General features: G+C 72.4%; 10 protein-coding genes. 6 read left to right on the top strand and 4 right to left on the bottom strand.

The features are described from left to right. Nucleotides 1-248: 248 nt before the first annotated feature. On the bottom strand, nucleotides 249-1271 hold the full coding sequence (locus ACZ7L5_RS30290) for a Gfo/Idh/MocA family protein (protein ID WP_471520531.1): 1023 nt from the start codon (nucleotides 1269-1271) through the stop codon (nucleotides 249-251). Nucleotides 1272-1751: 480 nt separating this feature from the next. On the opposite strand from ACZ7L5_RS30290, the gene ACZ7L5_RS30285 reads away from it, so the two are divergent. The 5 genes from ACZ7L5_RS30285 (at nucleotide 1752) to ACZ7L5_RS30265 (ending at nucleotide 8031) form a co-directional block, all read left to right on the top strand. Next, on the top strand, nucleotides 1752-2324 hold the full coding sequence (locus ACZ7L5_RS30285; RefSeq protein ID WP_471520529.1) for a hypothetical protein: 573 nt from the start codon (nucleotides 1752-1754) through the stop codon (nucleotides 2322-2324). 374 nt (nucleotides 2325-2698) lie between these two features. Further along, nucleotides 2699-3337: an HAD family acid phosphatase gene (locus tag ACZ7L5_RS30280; RefSeq protein ID WP_471520527.1), complete on the top strand. Its 639-nt coding sequence runs from the start codon at nucleotides 2699-2701 to the stop codon at nucleotides 3335-3337. Nucleotides 3338-3685: 348 nt separating this feature from the next. Next, a complete protein-coding gene (locus ACZ7L5_RS30275) occupies nucleotides 3686-5473 on the top strand; it encodes a LamG-like jellyroll fold domain-containing protein (RefSeq protein WP_471520525.1) in 1788 nt (595 codons plus the stop codon). Between the two features lie 283 nt (nucleotides 5474-5756). After that, nucleotides 5757-6932, top strand: coding sequence for a S1 family peptidase (locus ACZ7L5_RS30270; RefSeq protein ID WP_471520894.1), 1176 nt, complete (start codon nucleotides 5757-5759; stop codon nucleotides 6930-6932). Between the two features lie 100 nt (nucleotides 6933-7032). Further along, nucleotides 7033-8031 carry an XRE family transcriptional regulator gene (locus tag ACZ7L5_RS30265; protein ID WP_471520523.1) on the top strand — a complete coding sequence of 333 codons (999 nt, stop codon included), beginning with the start codon at nucleotides 7033-7035 and terminating at the stop codon, nucleotides 8029-8031. A 140-nt stretch (nucleotides 8032-8171) separates the two neighbouring features. On the opposite strand, the gene ACZ7L5_RS30260 is transcribed toward ACZ7L5_RS30265, so the two are convergent. From ACZ7L5_RS30260 to ACZ7L5_RS30250, 3 genes are all read right to left on the bottom strand, one after another. Beyond that, nucleotides 8172-11891, bottom strand: coding sequence for a WGR and DUF4132 domain-containing protein (locus ACZ7L5_RS30260; RefSeq protein ID WP_471520521.1), 3720 nt, complete (start codon nucleotides 11889-11891; stop codon nucleotides 8172-8174). 296 nt (nucleotides 11892-12187) lie between these two features. Beyond that, nucleotides 12188-14743, bottom strand: coding sequence for a discoidin domain-containing protein (locus ACZ7L5_RS30255; protein WP_471520519.1), 2556 nt, complete (start codon nucleotides 14741-14743; stop codon nucleotides 12188-12190). Nucleotides 14744-15063: 320 nt separating this feature from the next. Further along, nucleotides 15064-17805, bottom strand: coding sequence for a helix-turn-helix transcriptional regulator (locus ACZ7L5_RS30250; RefSeq protein ID WP_471520517.1), 2742 nt, complete (start codon nucleotides 17803-17805; stop codon nucleotides 15064-15066). Nucleotides 17806-18166: 361 nt separating this feature from the next. Between ACZ7L5_RS30250 and ACZ7L5_RS30245 the strand changes: the two genes are divergently transcribed. Continuing rightward, nucleotides 18167-20167, top strand: coding sequence for a transglycosylase domain-containing protein (locus ACZ7L5_RS30245; RefSeq protein ID WP_471520515.1), 2001 nt, complete (start codon nucleotides 18167-18169; stop codon nucleotides 20165-20167). The last annotated feature ends 24 nt before the right edge of the window (nucleotides 20168-20191 follow it).

Raw genomic sequence — 20191 nt, 5'->3', positions numbered from 1 at the left:
GCCGCCCGCGCGCACGACCGCCTCTCGACCGTCGCGCCCCTTGCCGAGCGAACGGGGCTAAATCCAGGGGAAGTTGCACGGCGCCCTGTGGGGCCCGGGTGAGGCAACCGTGGGCAGATGCTGTACCGCCGGATCTGGCACGACCCCGGAGCGGATGCGCGCGTGGTCCTCGGCGGCGGCCGGTCCGCCCCCGAGGAAGATCGGCCGCGGCTGACGTTCCACGCGGTCGGGCCCCGGCCGGGTGGCGGTCACTCGCCGGGGTAGACGACGCCCAGGTCTCGGCGGACCCCGTCGAGGACGTGCATCAGACGCAGTGTCTCGTCCAGCGGCATCAGCTCCGATTCCAGTCGCCCGGCGGCGACACAGCGGGCTGCCTCGGCCGCCTCGTAGCACAGCCCGCCGTCGAGCTGCCCGGGCACGAAGGTGTCGAGAAGCTCGTGACCGGGGCCGATGAGGCGCACCTCGGCGGGTGTGTAGAAGTGGCCGTCGATCTCCAGGCGGGCGCGGGTGCCGGAGATGGAGGCGGTGGTGGGGGTGCGGGCGAAGAGCGTGGTGTTCAGCAGTCCGTGCGCTCCGGCCTCGTCGGTGACCACGAGGGAGGTCTGCCCGTCGACGCCGGTGGACGTCGTGGTACCCGCGGCGAGTACCGTACGGAACGGGCCGAGGGCCATCGCCGCGAAGTAGACGGGGTATACGCCCAGGTCGAGCAGGGCGCCGCCGGCGAGTTCGGGTGCGTAGTGGCGGTGCGCCGGGTTGGGCTCCGTCGGGAGACCGTGGTCGGCGACGACCGTGTGGACCTCGCCGAGCAGGCCGAGGTCGAGCACCTGGCGGACGACGTCGATGTGCGGCAGGAACCGTGTCCACATCGCCTCCATGCAGAACACGCCCCGCTTCCGGGCGGCTTCGATCACCTGCTCGGCCTCGCGGGCGTTGCGGGTGAACGCCTTCTCGACCAGGACGTGCTTGCCGGCCTCGATGGCCTGAAGGGCCTGTGCGTGGTGCCCGGAGTGCGGGGACGCGATGTAGACGATGTCGACGTCCGGGTCGGCGAGCAGCGCCGCGTAGCCCTCGTAGGCGGCCGGGATGCCGAATCTGTCGGCGAAGGCGCGGGCCCGTGCGGCGTCGGTCGATCCGACCGCCACCACCTTCTGAGCGGTGTGCGTCTGCAGCGCCTCCACGAACGAGGCGGCGATCCAACCCGGGGCGATGACGCCCCAGTTCTGCGTGGGGGCGTCACGGGGGTCCGGAGTGCGGGGCGCGGGAAGCTTCATGCGCATCATCAGATAACAACATTTAGGAAAGGGCAATGAAACTAAATCCCGCATCTCTCCAACTCACCGGAGAGAGGCTATCGAGCGTTGCCGCTTCTTGCAGGCGGCCCGCCTGGCACGGCCTCCCGCGAGACGAACGCGCAACGCTCAGGCTTTCCGCGCATTCACCCGCCTCTCAGCGGTGGGCATAACAGAGGAAACACACAGAAATGTGCCAACGATTTCCGGGACGGTGTCCGGTTCAGGGCCGGGTGTTGCCGGACCCGCAATCGGCGTGACGCCCTCATCGGGGACAGGCCGCGAGGAGACGCCTCCGCCGCCTCCCTGGCCCTGCTGGTCACGTCGTGCGGCGGCTCGGACTACGGAGCGGGCGCGAGCGACGCGGCGCAGGAGAAGAAGTCCGAGGCGACCGGCTCCGGGCCCACCGCAGGCGCCGGCGACGGCGCTCCCCCGCCGCCGGACGCCACAGCCCTCAAGGGCATGCTCGTCAAGGCCGCGGACGTACCCGACTTCCTGGTCCCGCCGGGAAGTTCGAAGGAGACCGAGCGGGTCTTCAACAGCGAAGCCCAGAAGTTCTTCGCGGCCGACAAGCCCGCTTGTCAGGCACTCTCCGGCAGCATGCTCGCCACGCCCCAGGGGACACCGCGCGCCGCCGCGGGGACCGTGGGAGTGCGGGGTATGGGCGAGCTGGGCAACAAGAAGCCGGAGAAGGCCCAGGGGCTGGAGGACGGCCTGGACAAGACCTTCGACGCGATGTCCGACATGCACATGGAGGTCGTCTCGCTGAGCTCGTACGACGGCGCCGGCCGGCAGGACTGCCCCATGCCGGTCGTGTCCCTCAAGGCCGTTCCCGTCGACGAGGGCGACGACGCCGCGGCCTGGGTCCTGAAGGTGGGGGAGGACGGCCTCACCCTGCCCGTCAACGTCGTCGCCGTGCGCAAGGGGTCCGTCGTCGTCACGGTCTCCTCGACCAGCTTCGACTTCTCCGGCAACGGCAAGCGGCCCCCGGACGTGGCTCAGGCCCAGCTCGACAAGCTCACCGGCGTCAGCTGATCCCGGGCCGGGCATCTGGATCTCCCGCACGAGCCGGGGGAGTTCCACCGCCAACGTGGCTGTGCGCGCGGCCAGTTGGGAAACGCTCATCGCGAGTGAGCAGTTCGGGGGGCGCAGCGGCCGCGGTGGCGGAGTCCGGCGAGGGACGTATTGCTCTCTCACGGTCGCGGTGACCACGGCGTGACGTGTCCGGGCCGGCGTCCGGCGCCCGGCGGGCGGGTCCGTGCGGGTCGGCCGGTGCCGCGCAAGGGCTACTACCGGCCGGTAGCACGCGCGTCGCCGGCCCTCCATCATCAGGGCGGCATCACCACGCCCCGTCCGCGTGGGACGGCGCACCCCCCGTCGGCAGCTTCCACCACTCCGGGAGACCCCCCATGGATGTCCGTGCCACCACCGCCCGCCGGGCCGCGGCACTCACCGCCGCCCTCGCCCTCGCTGCCGTCCCGGCCACGGCGGCCGCCGCGGCGGAGACGGCCCCGCCCGCCGCGACCACCACCGCCCGGGACGCCTTCGCCCTCGGCGTCGACTACGGCACCTGGAAGAGCGACGTCGCGGCCGTCGTCGCCGAGGCACGCCCGTGGATCGAGAGCCGCAGCGCCGAGGCCGGGACCGAGAAGCAGGCGATCGTCCTCGACATCGACAACACCGCGCTGGAGACGCAGTTCCACCCCGTGTGGAAGCAGCCCACACCCGCGGTCGCCGCCGTCCGGGACCTGGTCCGCTACGCGGACTCCCGGGGCGTGGACGTCTTCTTCGTCACGGCCCGGCCCGGCATCGTCGAAGACCTCACGGAATGGAACCTGAAGAAGGCGGGCTATCCCGTCGACGGGCTCTATCTCACCGAGCTCCTCGACCTCTTCGCGGTGACCGAGTACAAGACCGGGAAGCGTGCGGCGATCGAGGCGAAGGGGTACACGATCATCGCCAACATAGGGAACACCCCGGGTGACCTCGCCGGCGGTCACGCCGAACGCGCCTTCAAGCTCCCGGACTACAACGGGCGGCTTCTGTGAGGCCGGGCCAGTAGCTTCCGGCTCCGGCAGCTACCGAAGCGACTCACCGAGCGACACGGACGCGCGAACGTGCGAATGCCGAACGCGCAACGCTCAAGACAGTGAACAGTTCGCCCGTGCGCCGGCTCCCCTGGGAGCCTGGCCCGTCACATCCCAGGGCTGCGGCGGGGGCCGGCGCACGGCGATGAGCAGCCGCGATCCGTCCTCCGCCCGCCCCGGCCCGCCCCGGCCCGCACCGTCCGCCTCCGTCACCCGCCCGCCGTGTCGCCGGCCACGCCTTGATCCAGTACTTCCGGAGCGAAAGGCTCCGGCGTGCAGGCAGTCGGCAGGAGGCGAAGGGGAAGCGACGTGGATGTCTCCGACCTCACCCTGGCCCGCAGGGCGGCGCGGACCGGCTGGGAGGCCGACGCCGCCATGTCGGAGCTGACCGAGCGTCACCTGGACGCGGTGCTCGCCTACGCGGCCCGGTGCACCGCCACGCCACAGGCCGCCACGTTCCTCGCCTCGGCCGCGTGCGAGGCGGCCGTGCGCGAGTTCCTGAGCCACGGCAACGAGACGGCCTGGCGCCCGCATGTGCTCGGCGCCGTACTGCGCACGGCCGTCGAATGGTCCCTGGACGAGCGGCGCGACCGCCTCGGCGGCGAGTTGCTGGCCTGGCTGTCCGACACCGCCTCCCCGGTGGAGGACGAGCCGTCCCTACTGGTGACCGCGTTCTACCGGCTGCCCGCCCGCATCCAGGTGGCTCTGTGGCACAACGCCGTGGAACGAGACGAACCGGCGGCCGTTGCACGGCATCTGGGAGTGGCACGCGGCGCGGTCCTGCCGTGGACGGCCACGGCGGAGCGCCGGCTGCAGACCGCCTTCACGGAGGTGCTCGGGGAAACGGCGGGACCGGCGTGCGGGCCGTACACCAGGCTGCTGCTCACCGCCGCGCAGGCACAGCACGACCGTGCCGCCGCCGCGTCCGCCGCCGGTGGGCTCGACGAACACCTGGCGTCCTGCCCCTCCTGCTCCCGCGCCCTGCGCGATCTGCGGCGGATGCGGGACCACTCCTGCCCAGAGCAGCTCGCCGAAGCGCTGTTGCTGTGGGACGGCACCGGCTACCTCCAGGGACGGACATCCCGCGACGGCGCCCACCGGGGAGACAGGCGGCCGGAGGGTTCCGCGGCCCGCGCACAGGAGCGCGCGGGCCTGCCCCAGGTGACCGGTCGACTGCCGCGGTCGCGCACAGGCCGGTACCTGCTCGGTGCTTCCGCCCTGGTCGTAGTGTCCGCACTGACCGCATGGATGGCGGTCCCCGAGGGCGGCACCGACGAGGGTCCCCGTGTCACCTCCCTGCCCACCGTCGTCAGCCCCCCGGACATCCCTGTCCCCAGCGCCGAGCCCTCCGCCTCCGGGTCGGGCGGCCCCGACGAGACGGACGCGGCGCGCGGCGACGAGCGCCCGCGGGACGAGCCGGACAAGCCGCCGCCCTCGCCTTCGTCGTCCCCCCGCGTCGGCCCCCTGTCGGTGCCGGGTGCCGCGTTGCGCTGGGACTTCGCGGGACCCGGAACCAAGCCCGGTGCTCCCGAGGGCCGTTCGGTGAAGGGTGTGCGGCACAGCGGGCAGCGTGCGGGGTCCGCGGAGTTCGACGGGACGGGGTACGTCGAGTCGCACGATGCCGTGGCCGACACCAAGGGCGACTTCACCGTGTCCGCCTGGGCGCGCCTGACCTCGACCGCGGACTTCCAGACGGTCGCGGGGCAGGACGGCGAGAACGTCAGCGGCTTCTTCCTCCAGTACGGCAAGGACGACAACCGGTGGCGCCTGGCGGTGGGGCACTCCGACTCGGCCGAGGACGACGAGTGCGACGCCCTGTCGCTCGCCCCGCCCAAGGTCGGCCAGTGGCAGCATCTGACGGCCGTGTTCGACGCGGACGACGACGAGATCCGCCTCTACGTGGACGGCGTGCATCAGGAGACCGACGAGCACACACCCGCATGGTCGGCCCGCGGCTCGTTCACCGTGGGCCGCGGGCTGTGGGAGGGCAAGCCGTCGGACGTCTTTGACGGCGGCATCGACGACGTACGCGTCCACGACCGCGCGCTCGGCGCGTCCGATGTCGCGGCGCTGGCCAAGGCCCGGCCCAACTCCTGAGGCCTGAGGCCGGACTTCGCACACGTCCGGCGCCGCGCCGGTTCAACGCCGGTTCGATGCCGCTTCAACGCCGGTTCAACACTGTGGCGCAACTCTGTTGAATTCCGGGCGCGCCAACTCCCTTGTCCGCGTTGGCAGGAATGCGTCAAAGTTTCGAACCGCGGCCGATCCCCCACCACGCCGCCGGACGCACGGTCCCCCACAGCCCGTCCCCCTTCGGACGCGCAACCCCCCACCTCGACCGCCGTGCGTTCCGCCAACGGAAGGAACGACCTTGGCATTCATCCGGAACGCTCTCGTGGCGGCGGCCACGGGAACCTTGCTCTCCCTCACCGCCCTCCCCACCGCCCAGGCGGCCCAGGACACCGCGTCCGGCTACGACCGTGCGATGCTCCAGGCCCTGGCCACCTCCCTCGGCGTGAGCGAGGACGCGGCGGCCGACCGACTGGACCGGCAGGCGGAGCAGCAGGACGCACTCGCCGGACTCCAACGGCAGGGAGCCGGAACCGACGGGGCCTTCTTCGACAAGTCGGGCCGGCTCGTGGTGAACGCGGCCGACGCGAGGGCCGGACAGCGCATCGAGAAGGCCGGTCTGACGCCGCGTTCGGCCGAACACGGCGGAGCGGCGCTGGAACGCGTCAAGGCCGAACTGGACGGCCTGGCACTGAAGAAGACGCCCGCGGGCGTCAACTCGTGGTCGGTGGACCTCGCTTCCGACCAGGTGGTCGTCAAGGTGCACGACGCCGCCGGTGCCGCGGCCAAGTCCTTCCTCGACGCCGCGCGGTCCCACGGCGACGCCGTCCGCGTGCTGCGGGACACCCCGGAGCTGAGCACCCAGGCCGTCGTCACACCGGGCGACGAGATGACCTTCGACGGCTTCCTGTGCTCGGTGGGTTACGGCGCCCAGGACTCCTCGGGCAAGCAGGTCCTGGTCACCGCCGGTCACTGCATCGAGAACCTGCCCGTGCTGGAGTACGAGGGCCAGCGCTTCGCCCAGGGCACGGACACCCGCTTCGCCCTCGGGTCCGACAGCGTCGACATGGGCATCGCCACCCTCGACGAGGGAAGCTCCATAGCCACCGAGGTCGGCACCTGGGGCCAGGCCGGAAAGATCGCCGTCGAGGGCAGCGAGCGGGCACCCGTCGGTGCCGACCTCTGCAAGTCGGGCCGCACCACGCAGTGGACCTGCGGCAAGGTCGAGTCCTACGACGCCACCGTCACCTACTCCGACGCGAACGGCGGCCCCGACACGGTCGTCACCGGCCTGGGCAGTTCCTCGGTGTGCACCGAGGGCGGCGACAGCGGCGGCGCCTACATCTCCGGCACCCAGGCCCAGGGCATGACCTCGGGCGGCCCGTCCAGCCAGTCGTGCGACGGCGGTGTGAACTCGCCGGGTTCGTCGTACTTCCAGCCCCTGGACGACGCGCTGGCCCACTACGGTCTCACCCTCAACACATGAATCAAGCCAGTGAGCAGTTGATCTGAGGCACCTGGTGCGGGGCCGTCCACCGGTTACGGTGGACGGCCCTTGCCGTACCGGCCCTGGTGCCGGTCGTCCGATGCCCGCCGACACCGGAAGAACGCCCTTGCACCAGGCCGATCCCGCGACGCAGCCCGCGTGGCCCGATCCCGACGGCACGTCGCCACCCGCCGCGCCGCCCTTCGCCGAGGTGCTCCAGCAGGCCGTCCGGCACAGCGGACTGTCCCTGGAGCGGGTGCAGCACCGGCTCGCGGCCCAGGGGATCCGGATCAGCCTGACGACCCTCAGCTACTGGCAGCGGGGCAGGAGCGAGCCGGAGCGAGCCGACTCGCTGCGCGCGGTGGACGCGCTGGAGCGCATTCTCGCGCTGCCGCCCGGCGCCCTGCGCTCCCTGCTGCGGCCCTATCGGCCGCGCGGGCGGATGACCGCACCGGGACACGACCTCTCCGCCACGCACCGGGTGCTCGGCGAGAACTCCCTGGTGGAACAGGCCCTCGGCGCCGGCTTCGACCGCCTCAACGACGCCCTGCGCACGCTCAGCATCCGAGAGGTGATCACCCTCGACGCCCGGCGGCGGATCACCTCCCTGTCCATCCAGCAGCTGGTGCGGGCCACCGGCGACGGCGCCGACCGCCTGACCGCCGTGCACACCTTCGACAGCGGCATGCGCGGCGCGCGGGTACGCGTACGCTGCGGGCTGCCGGGCCCGTTGCGGGAGCTGCCGGAGCTGAGCACGGCCGTCGTGGAGGTGCGGTTCGGACGGGTCCTCGCCCCGAACGAGACCGCCGTCGTCGACTACACCGTGCGGGTGGAGCCGGGTGACGGGACGGACGACCACTACGAGCGGCGGACCCGGACCCGCCTGCGGGACTATCTGCTCCAGGTGTACTTCCACCCGGCGGCCCGGCCGGTGGCCTGCCATCGCTACTACCGCGAGCACAGCACGGCGGGGCTCGCGTACAACCACCGGCTGCTGCCGGACGCCTCGCACAGCGTCCACTCCGCGCCGGGCCGCTGCCCGGCCGGGATCCACGGCGTCTCGTGGCGGTGGCCGGGCCCTGCCGAGGCGGGCGGCTGAGGCGCCGAGGCCCTTCCTTACCGGGCACCTATATAGGGAATTCGGTCCCTTCAGTCCCTGTCCCCCTCGCACGGCCCCCTGCCACCTGCGCAAAGACGAGGGACCGAGGCCAGGGACCGAGGCAGGGCGCCGAGGAGGGGTCAGTTGGCGTCCGGTGTGAGGAACGTGAGGTCGAGGAGCAGTTCGGAGGCGGTGAGGGGGTCGACGTCGCCGTAGCGGACATCGCCCTCTCGGACGAAGTCGTCCTCGTAGCCGTTGATCCACACCCCGGACAGTTCGACCGTGGCCGCGTAATCGATGTCGTTGATGTTGAGGCCGTCCTCGGGAGCCGCCATCACGAACTGGCCTGGGGCGAGTTCCTTGCAGACACCTGCGAAGCCGCCGGCGTCCATGACGCACATGCGTCGCCAGCCCCGCTCGGCCAGGCCCAGCAGGGTAGCGACGACGACCTTCCGCCCGGCGAATCGCGTGAGCTCCCAGGCCTTGGCCTCCTCGGGGGTGAAGGCGAGGACCGGGCGGTCGAGTTGCCGGAAGGGCTGGAGGATCTCGTAGTCCGCGAAGACCTCCTGCCACGCCCCGAGCGCCTCGCCGGCGAGATGCATCGGGTGCGGGGCGCGCACCAACGCGTCCTCCGGCAGGTCGAACGCGTCATCGTGCTGATCGGCGAACGTCCCGTCCTCGGCGACGCGGAAGGTCCGGTCGCCCGACGCGTGCGCGCTCAGCCACACCAGGCGGCGGGCCAGGTGCCGCATCAGCGGATGGTGTGCGAACAGGTCACGGAACTCGGACGCCGTCCAGGAGCCGCCGCGCACCATGGCCGTCTCCAGCCGCCCGATCCGGTCGGCGGCGACGGTCCGCACGTCCTTCTTCAGAGCGCTGAACCGCTTGCGTTCGGCGGTCGCCAGGTCCGTGTCGTCGCTCGCGGCGGGCTTGGGCAGGTCCTTGCGGCGCTTGCCGTCCCCGTCCAGGACATACGGGCGCAGGACCTCGTCGAAGCCGACGGTGAAGCGGCGCGGCCCGTAGTCGATGACGGTGGTGCCGTCGGGCCCGAGACCGAGGTCCGGCACGAGCCGGTCGGCCAGCTGGTCGGTCGTCAGCCCCAGCCCCTCGGCCACCTCCCCGATCTTCTCGTTGGCCCGCTCCTTCAAGGCGGTGAACTTGACCCGCTGGGCGATGGCGTGCAGATGGGTCAGGGCCACGTCCGTGCCGATCTCGGCCAGGACGTCCAGGCCCTCCACCGCGCGGCGGTGCGCCGACTCTCCGGGCCAGGCGCGGATGACGGGGGTGAGCCGCCGTACGGTCTCGTCGTCGCCGAACCGGCCCAGCACCGTCAGCGCCCAGCTCTCCTTCGCCGGCATGTGCGCCTGGCGCCAGCGCTGGAACAGGCTCCAGGTGAACTCGGCGAGGGAGGCGGGGACACAGGTCTCCTCGACCACGTCCAGGCCCGGATAGGGCGCGCCCGGCTTGCACAGGGCGAGCATGGTCACCACGTGCCGGGTCGCGTCGGCGGGCAGCGCGCCGCCGGAACGGACCTCGATCTGCGGCAGCAGCCCGGGGTCGGCCCAGTCGGGCGGTTTCGGCATGGTCCGGGGCAGCGCGTCCAGCAGCGGATCGGCGGTGTCCATCAACTGGCCGACGGCTGCCGCCGCTTCCTCCCCGTACCCCGCGGCGGCCTCCCGGACCACGGTGTCGCCGTGGCGGGCCGCGATGTGCTTGAGCGCGGCCTCGGCGGCACGTCGCGAGGGCCCCGCCTTTCCGACTGCGTCGGGGACGAGCAGCTGCGCGGCCTGCGGGCCGTTCCGGTCGAGCCAGGCGCGTGCCGTGGCGGCCGATGCCCTGAGCCGCACCAGCCAGTCGGCCATCAGCCGGGCGATGTCCGAGCTGACGAGCGGCATCAGCAGATGTCCGGTGATCTGGGGTTCGCGGGTGGCCAGGCGGACGAGGAAGGTGTGGACGTCGAGGCCGAATTTGGCCAGGAACGGTCTGAGGACCTCATGCCCGTGGAAGTATTCGGGCGTCCAGTCGTTGAGCAGCGGCAGGATCCGGTCCTCGGGGAGCTCCATGTACCAGCCCGCCCTGTGGACCTCGTTGGACAGAAGTCCCTCGCGCAGCAGCCCCTCGTCGTACTGCATGGAACCCGTCCAGGGCCAGGGCACGTAATCGCACGGGGTGGCCGCCCATTCCTCGCGTTCCCCGGGCAGCCACGCCTCCTGCGGCTGCCCGGCCGGGGTGAGGCCGGTGACCGTGAGCGGCCGCACCGCCTTGCGCGGCCTGTTCCAGGGCGGGTCGACGAGCAGCTCCGGCAGGTCGGTGGCGTCGGGCAGCCTTGCGGAGGCGCCGAGGACGTCCCGTACGGTCTCGGCGGCTCGGGCATCGAGCGCGGGAAGGTGTGCGGCCGTCAGGTCCGGATGGGTGCCGATGTGGGAGACGAGGAGCACGTGAGCGGCGGAGCCCGGACCGTCCGCGGCCGCCGCGCGGGCCAGGAGGCGCAAGGCCCGTACCGGGTAGCGCTCGACGGCCTGGACGGTGTAGGGCCGTATCTCCTTGTCACCGGCGCGTTCCAGGAACCAGGAGAAGGACCGGTCGGTGGGAATGGCGAGCAGCGCGCGACGCAGGTGCGTGGGTTTGTCGTGGCTGCGGTTTCCCCAGAGCCCAAGGCCGTGCACGATCAGCTCCTCGACGGCTGTGCCCGCGCCTTCGGCCACCGTCGCACACTCCGCGAGGGTCGCCGGCTCACGGTCGTGCTCGGTCAGCGTCGCGATCTGGTCGGCGGTGAGCGGCAGACAGCGCAGCAGCGCGCGCAGGTCGCCGGGGGCCTCGGCGACGGAGGCGACGTCGGCGAAGCAGTCGGCGACCCAGGCCCTCTCGGTCGGGGCGAGGTAGGCGGCCGCGGCCTTGCGGAGGAAGCCGCCGCGGCGCCCGGCCAGCCGGGTGAGGGTCTCCTGGTAGGTCTCCTCCTCGCAGGCCGCGAGGAGTTCACGGACCCGGTCGAGCGCTTCCCTGCGTCCGTGACGAAGCGGCAGGGGAGACTCGGTGACCACGGCGACCGAAGGGTGGATCGGGCCCGCCATGCCGGCGACGGTGTTTCCCCGCTCACGCAGTTCCCGGCACTCGGCGGGGGAGTCCTGCCCGCGGAACAGGGCCATGGAGCGATTCCACAGGCTGTGGGCCAGGCGGTCCAGCCGCGGGTCCTTCTGGTGCACCCAGGACACGTGCAGATCCAGCATGTCCAGGACGCCGCAGGCCGCGAACGGCAAGCCGTGCTGGGCGGCCCAGGCGTCGACGACGGCCGTCCGGTCGATGTCGACGGTGGTCGCCATGGTGCCGACGACGGCGGCGCCGAACGGGTCGTCCCGCCCCTCCAGATGGGCCAGCGCGGCCGCGACCAGCGCGGGATCGGTCCGTTCGCTGAAGGTCGCCGGGGTCCAGTGCTCACGGTCGCGCAGCAGCTCCGAAGTCCGCGCGTGCCCGGCCGTCCCGGATGCCGCGGGCGGGCGGCGCACACCGCCCCTGCGCGGGTACAACTGCTTGCGCCAGGCCACGGGGAGGGCGAAGGCGTCGTCGTCCGTGCGGGACTTCGCCGGTGGCTGCGCCGCCGGTGGGGTCGCGGGCCTGCCGCTCGCAGCAGGCCCGGCACTGGCGGCCGGGGAGCCGGTGGTCACCTGCCGGTAGCCCTTGCGTTCCTTCTGCGCGATCGTCCTGTCCAGGTACGCCTGTGCCACCGCGGCGTCGGCGAACTCCTTGTGCTGCTCCTGCCCCTGCGTGCCGAGGCGTCCGTAACGGACCGTCACCCGGTCGCCCGAGGCCTCGGCCTCCCAGAACTTCGACGAGGTGCCCTGGTCGAATTCCCAACGCCGCATCGTGTGTTCACGTCCTTTCCTCGGGTCGGGCCGGCGCCCGTTCAGCGAGGCGGCGCGACCAGGGCCCTTCATGCCGCCGCGGTCGATGTTGCCGAGGACCGTAACCGGAGGGACTGTCATCGGCCGGGCGGGTGAGCGCCCTTGCGACCGGGAAGCACGCGCCGGACACGCACAACACCCGGGCATATGGGCGAAACGGCTGGTCAGCGAGGGGGCGGAAGTGCTCACTTCAGGTGCACGTTCGGGTGGCCCGCACCCGATGTCGCCTGGTGCGGGCCACCGTGACCGACGTGGTGTCAGGAGACGGTCACGAACTTCGCGGTGCTCGGCACGCCCTCCGCGTCCAGGGCGAACAGCATGTACGTGCCCGGCAGGGCCACACCCGGGTCGTCCGGGACGGACACCTTGTACGTGCCCGTGGCCGTCTGTGTGGAGGTCAGCGGGACACGCCGCTGGTCGTTGTCGGTGGAGTGGGTGGCGGCCGCCGCCCGCATGAGGACGAAGGACTTCACCGGCTTGTCCGTCTTCACGGTGAGCGACGCGCCGGGCGCGGCCCGGGGCGGAACCCCGTCGGTGATGGACGGGCGCGGCTTGGGCGATCCGTCCGCCTTGAGCAGGTACGGCGGTGTGAAGACCGCACCGTCGGGGTGGTTGGTGGCGCAGCCCTGCTGGGCGCACAGGCCGCCGCCGCCCGAGAAGATACGCCCGTCCGGCAGCAGGTTGGCGACGCTGTGGTAGTTCCGCGGGACGGACATGGTGGCCAGGGGGGTGAACTTCCCGGTGGCCGGGTCCCACAGTTCCGGTGTCATGGCCGAGGTCGCGTCGCTGAAGGGCACCGGCATGGACTGTCCGCCGAACACGGCCACCTTGCCGTCGGGCATGACGACGCTGTTGCTGAAGCTGCGCGCCTGTTCCATGTCCCCGGTGCGGGCGGCCTCAACCTGGTCGCCGGAGGCGTTCACCGTGTAGGCGCGCCGGGTGGCGGGCTTCTTCTCGTAGGCGGGCCCGCCGCCCAGGGTGAGCAGCTTGCCGATGTCGTAGGGCACCGCGTTGCCGTTCATCGCGTCGCCGCTGTCGGCGCGGGTGCCGGCCTCGGTGAGGCTGCCGTTGCCGCTGGTCGTGATCCAGTGCATCTTCTTGCTCGGGCCGAGGTGCAGGACCTTGCCGCCCGAAGTGGCGTACAGCCACATGTGGTTGTCGGCGCGGTAGGCGCCGTCCGGGTCGGCCGTCTGCGCGGGGGTCGCGGGCACGCCGGGCAACTTGCGCCAGGTTCCGGTGTCCGGTGACCACACCTCACCGGCCTTGTCGCCGGCCCGGCCGCTCCAGGACCCGCCGAGGACGAACGCGTCGCCCGTGGACAGCAGGGTCATGGCCTGGTAGCCCCGCGCGATGTTCATCTTCGACGTCGCGGACCACTCGTCGGTCGCGGGGTCGTAGATGCTCGCCTTGTCCGCGTTGCTGCCGCCGGTGACCAGGACCCGGCCGTCCGCGAGCATCGCGATGCCGGGGCAAAACATGTCATGGCCGGTGTTGTCGATGCGGCGCTGGGTGACCTTGTTCGTCCTCAGGTCCAGGATGGCGGTCTGGGTGTAGCCGTTGCTGCCGCCGAAGCGGTCGACGGCGTAGGCGGACCAGGCGAGCATCTTGTCGCCCGGCAGGACGGCGGTGGCCACCGGCACCAGCGGGAAGCCGATGAGCCGGCCCCAGGAGCCGTGCGCGGACGGGTCGGCCGGGCCGCTCAGGCGGATCTCCCCCGCCGCGGCCCACGGTCCGCGCCCGCCGGCCTCCGAGCTGACGGTCAGGCGTACGTAGCGGGCCTGCACGGCCCGGGTGAAGGTGGCGGTCTTGACGGTGCCGTCGTCGCGCCAGGTGCCCTGGGCGACCGGCTCCCCGAAGGTGGTCCCGTCGGTGCTGGTGGTGACCGTGTAGGCGCCGGCGCGGCCGTTGGCCTTGCCCTGCCGGGGTTCGTAGCTCAGCGCCGAGACACCGGCCGTGCGGTGCATGTCGACGGTGATGCTGTGCGGCAGGGGGGCGGGTGTACCGCCGCTCCACCTGCTGTGCCAGAAGGTGTCGGCGTCGCCGTCGAGCACGTTGGCGGCCCGGCCGTCCTCACCGGCGGTCTCCTCGCTGCTCGCCGTGGCCGTCCAGCCGCTGCGGGACAGGTCGACCGTGGCGGACGGTGTGCCGGGGTCGCCCAGCAGGTCGATCTCGGCGGCTGCGGCCCAGGGCCCGCGCCCGCCGGCCTCGCCGAGCACGGTCAGCCGGACGTACCGTGCCCCTTGCGGTGCGAAGCTCAGGGTCTTGGCGCTGTTGTCGTCGGCGAGGGTGCCGGTGCCCACCGGGTCCGCCCAGTCCTGCCCGTCCTTGCTGACGCTGATGCTGTACTCGCCGACGCGCCCGTTGGGATTGTCGGCGCGGGGCCGGTAGACGAGCCCGGACACCACGGCCGTGCCGTGCATGTCGACGGTGAGGGTGTGGGGCGGGGGCGTGGCGGTGCCGCTCCACTTGGTGTGCCAGATGGTGCGGGCGTCGCCGTCGAGGACGTTGGCCGCGCGGCCGTTCTCGCCGGCGGTCTCCTCGCTGCTCGCCGTGACCGTCCAGCCCTTCCGGTCGAGGACGGACGCGGCCGGTTCCGCGGCGTTCGCCGGGACGACGGGGTGGTGCGGCGAGGACATCGCCGTTCGCTGGTCGAAGGGCACGTCCCGGTGCCCCGGTGCGTGCTCGGCCGCGGCCGGCTCCGCCACGCCGAGCATCGGCGTCAGACCCACCAGCAGGGAGCCGACGGCGAAGGCGACGAGCCAGTGGGAGTAGCGGAGTCTTCGTATCGAGTCGCGTAATCGTCCGGACGGCAAAGCAACCTCCTGAAGTGCACTGTGTGGCCGCGTTCGGGCCGACGCGAGCATTCAGTCCCGCCGAGGTGCTGTCCAGAGCGGACAGGGGCGCTGGGTGCCGCGGAACGACGGTGGGCGGCAACGGTGTCGGGATGCGCCGGAGCCCTCCGGTACAGGCAGCAGGCGCCACGCGAAGACTCCGGCCGCCGCACGCTCCTCACCGACCGGGCGTGGCACGGTCACGGCAAATGCTCAGGCACGGTGACCGGTTGCCGCGGCCGACGGTCAGGCGGTCAGGCGGTCAGGCGGTCAGGCGGTCAGGCGGTCAGGCGGTCAGGCGGTCAGGCGGTCAACGCCTGTACCAGGTCACGCAGTTGACGCCGGTTCCGCAGCTCCCCCTTGGCGTACATCTTCCCCAGGTAGTACTCCACCGTCTTGGTGCTGAGGTACAGCTCCCCCGCGATCTCGCGGTTCGTCCAGCCGCGCGCCACCAGCCGGGCCGTGTCCTTCTCCCGGTCGGTCAGCTCGCTCCAGAACCGCTCCGCGTCCGCCGCCCGGCCCGGCTCGGCGCCTTCGCCGCGCAGGGCGAGGCACTGTTCGAGCCAGGGCCGGGCCTGGAGCCCACGGAACGCCCGCTCCGCGTCCGCCAGGTGCGACTCGGCCTCACCGGACTCGCCCAGCTCGGTCAGCGCACGGCCGAGGTCGCAGCGCAGCAGGGAGCGGTGGATCACCGGCTCACCGCCGTCGGGCGGTTCGGCGAGGCCGTCGCGGTAGGCCCGGACCGCCGCGTGCGTCTCACCGCGGGCGTGGAGGAGGTTGCCCAGCAGCCACAGTCGCGCGACGACCGGCATGGCTCCCGTCGGTTCGATCTCCTCCACTGCCGTCAACGCCTCCTCGGCCCAGGGCAGTTGCCCGCCGCGGGCGCAGGCGACGCCCAGGAGAGGCAGGAACCACGTCCCGTAGAGGCGGACCCGGCCGGCGTTCGCGGGGTCGTCCTGCGCCCGCCGCAGCCGTGTCATCACGCCCTGCCAGTCCTGCCGCAGGAAGGCGGCGAGGGCGCCGGACTGCAGCACATGGAAGCCGGGTGCGGAGAAGTCCGTCGTCCGGGCGATCTCCTCGGCCGCGTTCAGGTCCGCGGCCACCGCCTCCCAGCGCCCTCTGCACGCGTGGAGGGTGGCACTCATGGTGTGGAGCACCGCGAAGTCCACGTCGCGTCCCGAGACCTGTGCCTCGTCGAACGCCAACGACACGGTGCGCCGGGCCTCCTCCCACTCCCCCAGCTGGAAGTGACATGAGGCGGCATGCACCCTGGCGGCGAAGTCGGTGCGCCGGGTGAGCCCCGGAGCGCTCGTGCGCGCCATCACGCGCAGGTCCGACAGGGCTTGGACCAGTTGCCCGGACAGTCCCCTGAGAGTGCCCCTGCAGACGAGCGCGTCCAGGTCCGCCGGCGCGACATCCGCCGGGTTCTGCCTGAGATGGGTCAGCAGCCGCAGCCCTTCGGCGGGGCCGCGCGACAGGGCGGCGCCGTAGGCGATGTTGGCGCGGGCCTCGCCGATGATCGCCGGGTCGGAGGTCCGGGCCAGGGCGTACCGGGCGGAGCGGGCGGACTGCTCGCCCAGGCCGAGGGAGCGTTGCAGGGTCGCCAGGTCGCCCGCCGCGCGGGCCGCGGCCTCCTCGTCGACGCCGGCGAAACCGTCCCGGGCCAGGCGCAGGTGCTCCGCCGCACTGACGTCGCGTCCCCGGGCGTACTCGAGGAATCCGAGGGCTTCCTGCTTTCGCGGTGACGCCGGGTGGGCTTCGACGCGCGAGGCGTACGTCAGGGCGGGGGCGTACTGTCCGCTGCCGACGAGCAGCCGCACCGCCTGAAGCAGAGCGGCATCGCGGGTGTCCGGTTCGGGGGAGACGGCCGACACCGCCAGGAGGTACTGCGCCGCGAGTGACAGGTCTCCCTCGGCGCACTCGCGCTCCGCGGCCCGGCCCAGTTGGGCCGCGAGTTCAGCGTCGTAGGAGGCCAGGGCGGCGACTCGGTGGCGCCAGCGCCGCGGCAGATCGACGTTCTCGGCGGCCGCGCGATGGAGGCGTCTGCGCTCGGGCAGGGGAAGAGAGGAGTACAACGCGTCGCGCTGGCCCGAGTGGATGAGGTGCAGGCTCGGCTCCCCGGCCTCGTCCCGCCAGATGACCGCGCCCGCCGCCACCAGGTCGTCGATGTGCTGGAGCACGTTCTCGTCGCGCGTCATCCGTTGCAGCAGCGGAACGGTCGCGGGGGCGTCGAGCACGGCCAGCACGTCGAGCAGCAGCCGGCCGGCCGGAGGGAAGGAGCGGGACCATTCCCGCACCGCCTCGGCCAGTGGCGGCGGCACCTCGGCGAGCGTCGGCCGGCCGGGCAGGTAGCCGGCCTCCGAGGCCGCGAGCAGTGCCTTGAGGTACAGCGGATTTCCGTCGCTCCACCGGCGGATCCGCAGCAGTTGGGACTCGGGCACGGCCGGGAATCCCCGCGCGGCGAGATACTCCCGCACGGCCTGCGGGGAAAGGCCGCCGAGATCGAGCTGAGTGATTCCCCTGATGCTTCCGGTGAACCCCATGTCGCTCTTCGTGCGGCGGACCTGCTCGGTGACGACCAGGGAAAGGAGGTGATCGTGCATCATGCGCAGCACCGCGAAAGCGATCGCCTGGAGCGAGCTCGCGTCGACCCAGTGGGCGTCCTCGATCACCAGGGCCGTGGGACTGTCCCCCCGGAAGTCGTCGAGTACGTCGATGAGCGCACCGCCTGCGGCCATGACACTGCTGGTCTCCGGCACGAGGTTCACGCGGCGCTGGTCCAGGGGCAGTCCGCTGCGCGCGTTCTGGATCATCCTGTTGACGGCCGCGTACTTGATGAGGCGTTCCGTCGGCACTCCCGCGACGCTCAGGATGCGGAAGTCCGAGAGCTCGCGGCAGAAAGCCGCGGTGAGCGCGGTCTTGCCGATACCGGCCGGTCCGCAGAGGAAGACGATCTGTGCTTCCTGACGGCGTGCCCGTTCCGCGATGTCGAGCAATCGCGTCAGTTCATCGCCACGTCCCACCATGCCTGACTGCGCCGTCATGACCGCGCATGGTATGCACCCGGGCGCCGTGCCCGCATGTCGGTGGCCGCTGAACGGAGCAACCCCGCGTCGCCGCGGCGGCCCGCTCCGATCGCTCACTCGGGGTGAGTGATCCGCGATGCCGGCGGCGGGTCCGTGCGGTGCCGTGCGGCCGGCGGGGACAGCCGGATCCCTTGGCGCGTCCGGCCCGCCCCCGCCGGCCGCCCGGTGGTGCGAGCGGACGCCGCAGCCCCCTTGGCAGTTGCGTGATGTCCTTCACGGCTGCCGGCGCCGACGACCGGCGTGCGCCGTCCGTCCTCCTCGGCGGGCCCGCCACGCGCGACGGGGCCACATGAGGCACGACCGAGGGAGCAGACCGCACGTGACCGCACAGCCGCGCCCGTCCCGGTCCAGGCGCAGGGCCGCCGGCCGACCGATCCGCGATGCCAGGAGCGGCGGCCACCGCAGGAAGCGGCGGTGGCTCGACTACCCGCGCGACGGCAGGTCCGGCCCGCGCCGCTGGTTCCCGTCCTGGCGGCTGGTGTCCGGCACGCTGCTGGCCTGTGCGGCCGCGATCGCGGGGCTCGGCGTCGCCGTGTACCTCTACGTCGACATCCCCGGCCAGAACGCCGAGATGCGGCACGAGGCCAACGTCTACTACTGGGCCGACGGCAGCCACATGGTCAGCGTCGGCTCGGTGAACCGTCGCAACGTGCGGCTGTCCCAGGTGCCCCGGGCGGTGCGCGACGCGGTCCTCGCCGCGGAGAACGCCGACTTCTACAGCGATTCGGGCGTCTCGGTCGGCGGCATGGGCCGCGCGATCGTCAACATGGCCCGGGGGCAGGAGACCCAGGGCGGTTCCACCATCACCCAGCAGTACGTGAAGAACACGTACCTGACCCAGGACCAGACCCTCTCGAGGAAGGTGCAGGAACTCGCCATCGCCCTCAAGCTGGACAACCGCACGTCCAAGGACGACATCCTCCAGGGGTACCTGAACACGAGCTGGTTCGGGCGCGGCGCCTACGGCATCCAGGCGGCGTCCAACGCGTACTACGGCGTGGATGTCAGCCGGCTGAACCCGTCCCAGGGCGCCTTCCTCGCGGCGCTGCTCAAGGGCGGCAACGAGTTCGACCCGTTCCAGGGCGAGGCTCAGCGGCACCGGGCCGAGAAGCGCTGGGCGTGGATCCTGGACCGCCAGGTGGAGCTGGGCATGATGAACCGCGGCGAACGCGCGCGATACACCGAGTTCCCCGTCCCGCGCAGGCAGACCCTGGCCACCAGCCTCGGCGGCCAGACCGGCTATCTGGTCGACCTCGCCAGGCGGTACGTCAAGAAGCGGACCGGTCTCACCGACGCCGAGCTCGACCGGGGCGGCTACCAGATCCACACCACGTTCGAGAAGGACGCGATGCGGCGGCTGGGGCGGTCCGTCGAGGACGCCCTGCGCGACATCCGCCCCGCCCGGCGCGCGAAGGACCGGCATGTGCAGGTGGGGGCGGCGTCCGTGCGGCCGGGTGACGGCGCGATCGTCGCCGTCCACGGCGGTGCCGACGCCCTGAAGCAGTTCAGCAACAACGCCGACACGGCCGGCGTCCCGGCGGGTTCGGTGTTCAAGCCGTTCGTGCTGGCCGCCGGGATGCAGTACGGGGTCCGCACGGAGAACGGCAAGGTGGCCCGCTTCCTGCCCGAGAGCTATTACGACGCCTCCGGCGAGTTCCGTACGGGCGGCGTGCCGGTCGTCCCTGGCTCACCGGGCACGGCCGCGGTCTTGGCACCGTCCGCCGACTTCCCGACGCTGCGACAGGCGCTGGTCTCCTCCTCCAACGTCACGTTCCGGCGTCTGGGCGCCGGCACGGGCCTGACGCGGGTGCGGGACCTGGCCGTCGACGCGGGGATGCTGCGCGACACCATGGCGCCGCTGGACGAGGAGTTCCCGCTCGGCACGTCCTCCCCCAGCGCCATCCGGGTCGCCACCGCCTACGCGACGTTCGCCGACGGCGGGACGCGGCACGAGCCGTACTCGGTGACGAAGGTGCTGCGCAGGGGGGAACGACTCGCGGGGTTCTCCCGGCCGCGTGGCAGCAGGGCGATGGACGAGTTCGTCGCCCGGCAGATGACGTCGGTGCTTCGCGACGCGGCCGCGGACACGACGGGCCCGGGCGGGCGCTTCGCCGGCATGTCCACGGGCGACCGTGAGACGCAGCGGGTCGCCTGGTTCGCCGGCTACGGGGACGACCTGGCCACCGCGGTCACGCTGTTCCGCGCCGAACCCGGCAAGGCGCTGCTGCCGCTCGCCGGCACCGGCGGGACGGGACGGGCGAGCGCACAACGGCTGCCGGGACGGATCTGGACCACGTACATGGAGGCCATGTCGCGGTGAGCGCGCGTCCGGCCGCCGCGCCGG

The organism is Streptomyces sp. NPDC107528 (assembly GCF_055639295.1).
The sequence above is the reverse complement of the archived record's forward strand: the minus strand, read 5'-3'. Positions and strand labels throughout refer to the sequence as shown.

Bases quoted from the DNA above. Each gene is read 5' to 3' on its own strand.
- ACZ7L5_RS30290 (WP_471520531.1), bottom strand. From the start codon at position 1,271: ATGAAGCTTCCCGCGCCCCGCACTCCGGACCCCCGTGACGCCCCCACG.
- ACZ7L5_RS30285 (WP_471520529.1), top strand. From the start codon at position 1,752: ATGCTCGTCAAGGCCGCGGACGTACCCGACTTCCTGGTCCCGCCGGGA.
- ACZ7L5_RS30280 (WP_471520527.1), top strand. From the start codon at position 2,699: ATGGATGTCCGTGCCACCACCGCCCGCCGGGCCGCGGCACTCACCGCC.
- ACZ7L5_RS30265 (WP_471520523.1), top strand. From the start codon at position 7,033: ATGCCCGCCGACACCGGAAGAACGCCCTTGCACCAGGCCGATCCCGCG.
- ACZ7L5_RS30260 (WP_471520521.1), bottom strand. From the start codon at position 11,891: ATGCGGCGTTGGGAATTCGACCAGGGCACCTCGTCGAAGTTCTGGGAG.
- ACZ7L5_RS30250 (WP_471520517.1), bottom strand. From the start codon at position 17,805: ATGACGGCGCAGTCAGGCATGGTGGGACGTGGCGATGAACTGACGCGA.